Here is a 10174-nt window from a genome sequence, read left to right on the forward strand (position 1 = left end):
CCCCCCCCGCGGCCCGTCTCCGTCCTCACCCCGCGGGGCGCGGGGGCCTCTCCGCGGCCCCCGGTTCAGCAGCTCGGTACGCGTCCGCCGTCCCGCAGGGCCCTCAGCGCCTTCAGCGCGCCCTCCAGGGTGGTGACGGGTACCAGGCGCATACCCTCGGGAAGTTCGGTCCGCGCGTCGTCGCACTCCGCCTCGGGTACCAGGAAGACGGTGGCACCGTCGCGCGCCGCCGCCTGGGTCTTGAGGGGGACGCCGCCGACCGGCCCGACCTCGCCGCGTGCGGTGATGGTGCCGGTGCCGGCGATCGTACGGCCGCCGGTGAGGTCGCCGTCGTCGATCTCGTCGACGACTCCGAGGGCGAACACCAGCCCGGCACTGGGGCCGCCGACATCCGCGAGCCGCAGTTCGACCTCCACCTCGTCCTCGGACATGCCCAGCCGGCGCAGCGCGGCCGCCACCGCCTCCGTCTGCGACTCCTCCATCTGGGCGGTGGTGTGCTCCTCGATCTCCTCGGCGTCGTCGCCGACCGGGTAGACCGAGTCGCGCGGCATCACGGCGCGGTCGGTGTCGAACCAGGCGTCCACCACGTCGGCCAGCCGCACGGTCGTGTCCGGTGCCGTCGCCGCGATGGTGGTCGCCAGCAGTCGGCCCTCCGGCCCGCCCGCCCCGGGATCGCCGCCGCCTGGGTCGCCGGCCCCGTCGACGGTGATGACCTGCCTGCCCCGGTACTCGCCCAGGACGTCCGCGGTGACCCCGGGCTGGGCGACCGAGAACGGCAGCGGGGCGAGCGCGGCGACCGCGAGCAGCGCCGCGACGAGCGTCCCGCAGATCGCGAGGACCCGGGTACGGGAGGACACACGGGAGGACAGTGCCGGCATGGGTGCGAATCTAGTTCACCGCCGCTCCGAGCGCGGAGTCGGGCGGAGCCGAGCCGCTAGAGCCGCTAGCGGAGGAAGTCGGCGACGTCCTGAGCCGCCTGCGCCACACGGGGCCCCACCTTCCGCGGCACCGAGTCCGACAGCATCACCACGCCGACGCTGCCCTCGATGCCGTTCACGCCCAGCAGCGGGGCGGCGGCGCCGCAGGCGCCGGCCTCCAGCTCACCGCGGGTGAGGACGCAGCCCTCCTCCAGTTCCGGGCCCGGGCGACGCCCGGCCAGGATCGCGCGCCCCGCCGCGCCCTTGTCGAGCGGATGACGGAAGCCGGTGCGGTAGGCGACGTGGTAGTCGGTCCAGGTCGGCTCGACGACCGCGACGGCCAGGGCCTCGTTGCCGTCGACCAGCGTCAGGTGCGCGGTGGCGCCCACGTCATCGGCCAGCGCCCGCAGCGCCGGCAGGGCCGCCTCGCGCACCAGCGGGTGGACCTGCCGGCCCAGCCTGAGTACCCCGAGCCCGACACGGGCCCGGCCGCCCAGGTCCCGGCGTACCAGGGAGTGCTGTTCCAGCGTGGCGAGCAGTCGGTAGACGACCGTCCGGTTGACCCCGAGCCTGACGGAGAGCTCGGTGACGGTCAGGCCGTGGTCGGTGTCGGCGAGCAGCTTGAGGACGCGCAGTCCCCGGTCGAGCGTCTGAGATGTCTCCGCGGTCACGACGCCCCCTCCTCGGTTGTGTGCCGACGACTTCGCTCCGGGAGGTGCGCCGCCGGTCCCGTCGGCAGCGCGTGTGCTGTTCCCTGCGAGCCGCCGGTCGCTTGGCGGGCCGCACCGGCTGCGCTCCGAGGCGACGGAGCCACGGGGCGTGTGCGTGACGCGAACCTAGCGATCCCGTCCGCCGTCCGGAAGACTCTGTCCAGAATCCGAGCGCGAGTGGCCTGGTTTATCCGCATTGCGTACAGCAGCAGGTCACAGCGGCGCGGGCCGGGCGTGCACACGCTCCCACATCCATGCGCACAGCGCACAGACGCACACATCGGCGCTCATGGCGCCTAACGGGCGGTACGGGACGGGGGGGGGGGGGGGGGGGGGGGGGGGGGGGGCGCGGACGCGATCGCGTCCGCGCCCCCGCGCGTCCTCTTCCGTGCTCCGCCGGCGTCACCGCATCCGGGTGGCCCATTCGCGCACCTTGGCGATCCGCTGCTGAAGCTGCCCGGCCGTCGCCTCGGCGGTGGGCGGGCCGCCGCAGACCCGGCGCAGCTCGGTGTGGACCACCCCGTGCGGCTTGCCGCTCTGGTGGGAGTACGCACCGACCAGCGAGTTGAGCTGCCGGCGCATCTCCAGCATCTCCTTGTGCGTGACCACCGGGCGTTTCTCGGCGGGCGTCTCCAGCAGGTCGGCCTCGGCGTCCGGCCTGCGGCGACTGTGCGCGATCTGCCGCGCCTGCCGCTTCTGGAGCAGCATCTGCACCTGGTCCGGTTCCAGCAGTCCGGGGATGCCCAGGTAGTCCTGCTCCTCCTCGCTGCCGGGGTGGGCCTGCATCCCGAACTCGGCGCCGTCGTACATCACCCGGTCGAAGACCGCGTCCGACTCCAGTGCCTCGAAGGGCAGCTGGTCCTGCTCGCCGGTGTCCTCGTCCTGCTGCCGCTCGGCCTCCTTGAGGAGGTCGGTCTCCTCCGCGTACGGGTCGGCGTCCTCCCCGCCCTTCTTGGGCTTGTCCAGGACGTGGTCGCGCTCGACCTCCATCTCGTGCGCGAAGCCCAGCAGCATGGGGATGGTCGGCAGGAAGACCGAGGCGGTCTCGCCGCGCCGCCGGGAGCGCACGAAGCGGCCGACGGCCTGGGCGAAGAACAGCGGCGTGGAGATGGTCGTGGCGTAGACCCCGACCGCCAGGCGGGGGACATCCACGCCCTCGGACACCATGCGCACCGCCACCATCCAGCGGTCGTCGCTCCGGCTGAACTCATCGATCCGCCCGGAGGCGCCGGCGTCGTCGGAGAGCACGACGGTCGCGGCGCTGCCGGTGATCTCGCGGATCAGCCCGGCGTAGGCGCGCGCCGAGTCCTGGTCGGCGGCGATCACCAGCCCGCCCGCGTCCGGGATCGCCTTGCGGACCTCCGACAGCCGGGTGTCGGCCGCGCGCAGCACACTGGGCATCCAGTCACCGCGCGGGTCGAGCGCGGTGCGCCACGCCTGGGAGATCGCGTCCTTGGTCATCGGCTCGCCGAGCCTGGCCTCCAGCTCGTCGCCCGCCTTGCTGCGCCAGCGCATGTTGCCGCTGTAGGACAGGAAGATCACCGGGCGCACGACGCCGTCGTCCAGCGCCTTGCCGTAGCCGTAGGTGTAGTCGGCCACCGAGCGGCGGATCCCCTCGCCGTCCTCGGCGTAGGCGACGAACGGGATGGGGTTGGTGTCCGAGCGGAAGGGTGTACCGGTCAGGGCCAGGCGGCGGGTGGCCGGCTCGAAGGCCTCGAAGCACGCCTCGCCCCAGGAGCGGGTGTCGCCGGCGTGGTGGATCTCGTCCAGGATGACCAGCGTCTTGCGCTGCTCGCAGCGGTTGCGGTGCAGCATCGGGCGCACCCCGACGCCGGCGTAGGTCACCGCCACTCCGTGGTACTCCCGGCCCAGCGGGCCCGCGCTGTACTCGGGGTCCAGTTTGACGCCCACTCTCGCCGCCGCCTCGGCCCACTGCTTCTTCAGGTGCTCGGTCGGCGCGACGACCGTCACCTGCTGGACGACGTGGTGGTGCAGCAGCCAGGAGGCCAGGGTGAGGGCGAAGGTCGTCTTTCCGGCGCCCGGGGTCGCGACGGCGAGGAAGTCGCGCGGCTGCTTCTCGATGTACGAGTCCATCGCGGCCTGCTGCCAGGCGCGCAGCTTGCCCGCCGTGCCCCAAGGGGCGCGGCCGGGGAACGCGGGCGAGAGGTGTTGGGACGTGGTCGTGGTAGTCACGGTCTCCGCTGAACTGGGTCGGCGATCGGCAACCGCGTCAGACTACCGGGGCGCCCGGTCCGCCATCCGGGTGACATCCCGGACGGCGGACCGGGGTGCGGTCCACGTCACAGATCGCCGGTGTCCCGGAGCAGGCGCAGCCGCTCGCCGGTCAACTTGACAGCCTCAAGCTCCCCGGTCGCCACCGCGATCACCAACTCCTCCGCGGCGCCGATGTCGGGGCGCGGCCGCTCCCCGTTCAGCGACAGGAAGGTCACGCACGACAGTCACACCGTCCGCTTGTCGCCGTCGGCGAGCGGGGGGCGATCGCCAGGGACTGAAGGAGCGCGGCCGCTTTGTCGAACAGGTCCGCACACGCCTCGGTCCCGAACATCGAAGCCGAGGGGCGGTGCGCCGCCGACTCGAGCAGCCCGATGTCGCGTACCACCACACACATGTCGCCGCACGCGTGCTCGGCAACGGCCAGGACCTCCTCGGCCGTGAGGTGGAAGAAGGTCACCTGAGCCGCTCCATGAGCTCGTGCCACTTGGCCGCTTCCCGCTTCGCCGTCTCGCGGACCATGGCCTCACGTGCGTTCCGCGCCAGGTAGCCGTCCACCGCTCGGAGCACTATGGCATGCATGCCGCGCCCTTCCAGCCCAGCCTGCCTCCTGAGAGCTTCGGTGCGGTCATTGTCGAGGCGGAGATTCATGGCCATGCCAGAACGGCACCATCGGGTGACACCCCTTTGGTACCGACTACCTCTCCGCCCGCAGCCGCCCCGCCACCAGGGCGCCCGCCAGGGCGACCGCCGCCGCCGGGAGGTAGACCGCCACGAACGCCGCCGGGTGGGAGGCCGAGACGGCGCCCGCCGCCTCCTCCGCGCCGTGCGCCGCCGACACCGCGCCGCCGCCCAGTCCCGCGAAGAGCGCGCCGCAGGCGGCGAGCAGCACGATGTTGGACAGTCCGTCGCTCAGCTGGAGGGCGGCGGAGTTGGCGCCCGCCTCGTCCGGCTTGGACAGCTTCAGCAGCAGCACGCTCGTGGACGAGATCACCACGCCCATCCCGAAGCAGCCCACCGCCTGCGCGACCGCCGCCGTCCACACCGGCACGGACTCCAGCAGCACCATCGGTGTGGCCGCGATCCCCGCCGTCACCAGCACCATGCCGTACCGCACCAGCCGTTCCCGGTGCGCCTCGGCGAACGGCCGGGACTGGAGGAAGGAGCCCAGCGCCCAGGTCGCGCCGCCCGCCGCGAGGGAGAGGCCGGCCATCGTCACCGACAGCCCGCGCTGGCTCACCAGCATCAGCGGCACGAAGCTCTCCGCGACGATGAACGCCCCCGCCGCGATGCCGCGCATCAGCACCACCGTCGGCAGCCCGCGCGCGGCGCGGAACGTACCGCGCGGCAGCAGTCCGAGTGCGCCCGGGACCATCAGGGCCGCGCCGGCCGCGGCGGGGACCAGGGAGACCCAGCGCGGGTCCTGGCCGGCGTACTGGAGCAGTCCGGCCCCCAGCGACACCGCCACCGCCAGCCGCATCAGCCGCCTGTCCAGCGGCCTCGCCCCGCCGGGCGGTGGCCCCGAGGCGGCCCGCCGCAGAGGCGGCAGCATGGCCGCGATGGGCAGGACGGCCAGGGCGGGAATGCCCAGGAACACCCAGCGCCAGCCGAGCTGCTCGGTGACCGTGCCGGCGATCAGCGGCCCGACGACGGCCGGGATCACCCAGGAGGCCGCGAAGGCGGCCATCACCGTGGGCCGCAGCCGCTCGGGGTAGGCACGGCTGACGGTGACGTACAGCGCGACGATCACCAGCCCGCCGCCGACGCCCTGCACCGCGCGGCCGAGGACGAAGACCCACATCTGCGCCGCCGTGCCCGACAGCAGCAGCCCGGTGGCGAAGGCCCCGATCCCGGCGGCCAGCGGGGCCGTCGGCCCGCCGCGGTCGCACCACTGGCCGGCGGCGACCATGCCCAGCAGGCTGGTGGTGAAGTACGCGGAGAAGGCGAAGGCGTACAGCGACACCCCGTCGAGCCGGTCGGCCGCCACGGGCATGGCCGTGCCGACGGCGGTCGCCTCGAAGGCGATGAGGAGGACGACGGAGACGATGCCCAGGGTCAGCGCCCGGTAGGCGCGGCCCAGCACTCCGCCATCCGCCTCGGGCATGGGCACCGGAGTGAGGACGGAGGTGATGGGGGCCACTGCGCCGAGGTCTGCGCCCGAGGGGCCGTCGAGCTCGTCGTCGAGTGCGGTCATGTGCTCACAGTAAGGCCCGTCACCGACACTGGCACCTGTCGCAAGGCTTTGACCGGCTCGTCTTCCGGATCCAGGTCCTCGGGAGGAGTCCTCCATCGGTCGGAGGAAGTACCTTCCCGGGCGGTCCGGCCGCTCGGGCGGCGCGCACACGGCCCGCCCCGCGACCGCCGCACGCACTGAAACCGAAAGCCGGGGCATACGGACCACAGAAGGCACGGAAGCGGACCTTGACAGGTGCGGAGTCCGGGGTGGAGGTCCGGAGCGCGCCCACGACGGCCCGGAACGAGCGCGTTCCGGCGAGGGGAGTTGACGATGACGGTCGAGTACGACACCGAACGGGGCACCCGCACGGGGATCCTGGCGGCGGCGGAGGCCGCGTCGCCGGTGGAGTCCGTCGACGTGGTGGCCCGGGAGCTCAAGCGGCGCTTCGGCGCGACCTCGGTGTCGTTCCTCATCACCGACCTGGCACGGCAGTCGGTGGTGCGGATGAGCACGGCGGGAGAGGTGGGGGCGGGCGAGAGCACGGAGACCGTTCCGCTGTTCGGGACCGTCTACGGCGATGTGATCCGCACCCAGCGGCTGCGGCTGGCGGACTCCGTCGACGGGGACGGCGGGCAGCGGGTGATCGCCCCGGTCACCAATCGCGGGGACTCCATCGGCCTGCTGGAGGTGCGTGTCCCGGCGGACCCGGACCGCAGAACGCTGCGGGAGATCAGCCGGGCCGCGCACACGCTGGCCTACATCGTCATCGCCAACCAGCGCTTCACCGATCTCTACCAGTGGGGGCAGCGGACCGCCCCGCTCAGCCTGGCCGCCGAGATCCAGCACAATCTGCTGCCCTCCTCCCTGTCGTGCGAGGCCGCGCAGTTCGCTGTGGCCGGGGCGCTGGAGCCGGCGGGCAACGTCGGCGGCGACACCTTCGACTACGCCCTGGACCGCGACACCCTGCACCTGTCCGTCACCGACGCCATGGGCCACGAGGTGAACGCCGCCATGCTCGCCACCCTGCTGGTCGGCGCCCTGCGGGGCGCGCGCCGCGCGGGCTGCGACCTGACCGAGCAGGCGCGGCGGGCCCACCAGGCCATGCTCGACCACAGCGGCGGCGCCATGGCGACGGGGCTGCTGCTGCGGGTGGGCCTGCGCGAGGGCCGGATCACGCTCGTCAACGCGGGCCACCCCTGGCCCCTGCGGCTGCGGGACGGCCGGGTGGAGGAGGTCGGGCTGCGGGTGAACCTGCCCTTCGGGGTCCAGACGCGGCGCCCGTACGAGGTGCAGGAGACGGAGCTGCGGCCGGGCGACCGGCTGGTCATCCTCACCGACGGGATGCTGGACCGCCGCTCCCGGCTCGTCGACCTGCCCGCTCTGCTCAAGGACACCCAGGGGCTCCATCCCCGCGAGGCGACCCAGATCCTGACCATGGCCGTCCTGGACGCCAACAGGGGCGAGCTGAAGGACGACGCGACCGTGATGTGCCTGGACTGGTACGGCCCCGAGCCGGTGCGCCGCGACGCGCACACCGGCGCCAGCCTCACCCAGGCATCCCCCGCCCTGTTCCCCCGCCCCCGGAACTGAGCAGGGCCGGGAGCGGGGGAACAGGGCGGGGCTCCGGACAGGCGGACAGTACGGGCCGACAGGACGGGGGCCTGCGGGAGGTCACGGGCCGGCCACCGCGGCCTGCGGGCGGATCGGCAGCCGGTTGACCGGGCGGCCGGTCGCCGCGCGCACCGCCGCCGCCACCGCCGCCGGGGAGACCACCACCGGCACCGCGCTGACCGACTTCGCCCCGAAGGGCGCGACCACGTCCCGCTCCTCGACCAGCTTCACGATCTGGATGTCCGGGACGTCCAGCGCGGTCGGCAGCGGATAGGCCGTCAGGTCGGGGTGGCGCACCACACCGCGCGAGACCCTCAGATGCTCGGTGAGGGCCGCGCCGACGCCCTGGGTGACGCCCGCCTCGATCCGGGCGCGCAGCTGCTGGGGGTTGAGGACCCGGCCCACGTCCTGGGCCACGGCCATCTCCACCACCCGGACCGTGCCCAGCTCCACGTCCACGTCCACCACGGCCCGGACGGCGGCGAAGGCCAGGCTGACGAAGGCGTCGCCCTGACCGGTGTCGTCCAGCGGCTCGGTGGGGTGGGGGCGGCACTGGGCGGTGGCCCACAGCTCCTTGCCCTCCAGCGCCTCGGCGACGGTGGTGCTGAGCACTCCGTCGTAGGAGGTGATCTTCCCGTCCGCGACGGTCAGCAGCTCTGTGGACATCCCGAACTTCGCGGCCAGCGGCTGGAGGAGCTGGGTGCGGACCATCTTGGCGGCCCGTTCCACCGCGCCGCCCGAGACCCAGGTGTGGCGCCCGCGCGCGCCCGGTCCGGCCGGGGGCTGGTCGGTGTCGACGGAGACGACGTGCACCTCCTCGACGCCGAGGACCTCCTGGACGATCTGCCGGGCGAGGGTGGAGAAGCCCTGGCCCGTCTCCACGGCCGCGCACATCACCGTGGCGACGGGGCCGTCGACCTTCACGGTGGCCGTGGAGACCTCGTCGGCTCCCTCCGCCCCCAGCATGTGGACCATGCCCAGCGCGAAGCCGATCCCGCGGCGTACCGCGCCCGGGTCGCCGGCGCCCTCGGGGCCGCCGGGCAGCAGCCACTCCTCCGGGCCCGGGGCGCCGTCCTCGCCCTCGACGGGCAGCGGAGGCAGGGGCGCCTGACGCACCGCGTGCAGCAGTTCGGCCACGGGAGCGGGGCAGGTGACGGTCTGCCCGGTGGGCAGCAGATCGCCGGTGGCCATGACGTTGCGCATCCGCAGCTCGACCGGGTCCATGCCCAGCCTGGCGGCGAGCTTGTCCATCTGGCCCTCGTACGCGGCGCACACCTGCATCGCGCCCTCGCCGCGCACATGGCCCGACGGGGGGTTGTTGGTGCGCACGGCCCAGCCGTCGATCGCGGCGTGCGGCACCACGTACGGGCCGGCCGCGAAGGAGACGGCGGCGGCCAGCGCGTCGGCGGAGTCGTCGGCGTAGGCGCCGGCGTCCAGCAGTATCTGCGCCTCGACCTTGAGCAGCCGGCCCTCGGAGTCGGCGTGGTGGCGGTAGCGCAGCAGGGTGGGGTGGCGGTGGGCGTGGCCGAGGAAGGACTCCTCGCGGCTGGCCGTGAGCTTGACCGGGCAGCCCGTCCTCATCGCCAGCAGGCCGAGCGGGAGCTGCGCACTCAGGTCCTCGCGGTCGGCCGCGGCTCCGGGGACACCGGTGACGACCACCTTGACCTGCTCGGGGCTGAGTCCGAAGCAGGCGGCGGCCCGGTCCCGGTCGGTGTGCGGGTCGGTGGAGGCGGTGTAGATCTCCACCCCGCCGTCGGCGCGCGGCACTGCGAGGGCGGCCTCGGCGCCGATGGGAGCGGGATCCTGGCGGCCGATGCGGTACAGGCCCTCGACGACCACCTCCCCGGTGGCGGACTCGTCGCCGTAGCGCAGGGGGATGTGCCGGATCAGGTTGCCGTCGGGGTGGATCGGCTCGGCCTCGAATGCCTTCTCCGGATCGGTGACCGGTTCCAGGACCTCGTACTCGACCGCGATGGCGGCGGCGGCCAGCCGCGCGGTGTCGGGGTGGTCGGCCGCGACGGCGGCGATGGGCTCGCCGTGGTGGCGCACCGTGTCGCGGGCGAAGGCGGGCCGGTCGGCCACCCGCCGGCCGTGGGTGGCGTCGCCCGGCACGTCCTCGTGGGTGATGACGGACCGCACCCCGGGCATCTCGGCGGCCGGCGCGGTGTCGATGGACAGGATGCGGGCGCGCGGGTGCGGGGAGCGCAGCACCGCGGCCCACAGCAGCCCCTCGGCCCACAGGTCGGCGGCATAGGGGAAGGTCCCCTGGACCTTGGCGAGCGCGTCGGCGGGCTGGAGCGAGGCACCGAGTCCGTGCCGCGTCCGCTCGGCCTCGTCCCCCGCGGCCGTACCGGTGGGAGGCACTCCTCCGGCCAAGGTGGCGGTCACCGCATCTCTGCTCACTGCGCGCCTCCGTCCTGCGGCGGGTCGTGGTGGGTGCGGCCCGAGGCCGGTCCGGCCTGGTGCGGGATGTGGATGCGGGGGCCTTCGCCCCGTTCGCCGCCGTCGCCGGCGCGGCGGCCTCCGGC

7 protein-coding genes and 1 pseudogene are annotated in these 10174 nt (G+C 74.0%); 1 reads left to right on the plus strand and 7 read right to left on the minus strand.

Going from position 1 to position 10174, the window contains the following annotated elements; all coding sequences use genetic code 11:
- Window positions 1-65 precede the first annotated feature (65 nt).
- From LJ221_RS20105 to LJ221_RS20130, 6 genes and pseudogenes are all read right to left on the minus strand, one after another.
- On the minus strand, window positions 66-878 hold the full coding sequence (locus tag LJ221_RS20105; RefSeq protein WP_241718127.1) for a S16 family serine protease: 813 nt from the start codon (window positions 876-878) through the stop codon (window positions 66-68).
- A 65-nt stretch (window positions 879-943) separates the two neighbouring features.
- Window positions 944-1588 carry an IclR family transcriptional regulator gene (locus tag LJ221_RS20110; RefSeq protein ID WP_241718128.1) on the minus strand — a complete coding sequence of 215 codons (645 nt, stop codon included), beginning with the start codon at window positions 1586-1588 and terminating at the stop codon, window positions 944-946.
- 441 nt (window positions 1589-2029) lie between these two features.
- Window positions 2030-3820 (minus strand): DEAD/DEAH box helicase, encoded by a 1791-nt coding sequence (locus LJ221_RS20115; protein ID WP_241718129.1) that lies wholly within the window; start codon window positions 3818-3820, stop codon window positions 2030-2032.
- 107 nt (window positions 3821-3927) lie between these two features.
- Window positions 3928-4319: pseudogene (locus LJ221_RS20120) on the minus strand (type II toxin-antitoxin system death-on-curing family toxin).
- Window positions 4316-4441 (minus strand): hypothetical protein, encoded by a 126-nt coding sequence (locus LJ221_RS24025; RefSeq protein ID WP_374228514.1) that lies wholly within the window; start codon window positions 4439-4441, stop codon window positions 4316-4318. The pseudogene LJ221_RS20120 and the gene LJ221_RS24025 overlap by 4 nt, the downstream one beginning before the upstream one ends.
- 115 nt (window positions 4442-4556) lie before the next feature.
- Window positions 4557-5963, minus strand: coding sequence for an MFS transporter (locus LJ221_RS20130; protein ID WP_241718132.1), 1407 nt, complete (start codon window positions 5961-5963; stop codon window positions 4557-4559).
- Window positions 5964-6365: 402 nt separating this feature from the next.
- Between LJ221_RS20130 and LJ221_RS20135 the strand changes: the two genes are divergently transcribed.
- On the plus strand, window positions 6366-7625 hold the full coding sequence (locus LJ221_RS20135) for a PP2C family protein-serine/threonine phosphatase (RefSeq protein ID WP_241718131.1): 1260 nt from the start codon (window positions 6366-6368) through the stop codon (window positions 7623-7625).
- Window positions 7626-7706: 81 nt separating this feature from the next.
- Here LJ221_RS20135 and LJ221_RS20140 read toward each other — a convergent pair whose 3' ends face one another.
- Window positions 7707-10049, minus strand: coding sequence for a xanthine dehydrogenase family protein molybdopterin-binding subunit (locus LJ221_RS20140; RefSeq protein WP_374228515.1), 2343 nt, complete (start codon window positions 10047-10049; stop codon window positions 7707-7709).
- Between the last annotated feature and the right edge of the window lie 125 nt (window positions 10050-10174).

Origin of the sequence: Streptomyces sp. CNQ085 (assembly GCF_022614595.1) — a bacterium.
GTDB lineage: Bacteria > Actinomycetota > Actinomycetes > Streptomycetales > Streptomycetaceae > Streptomyces.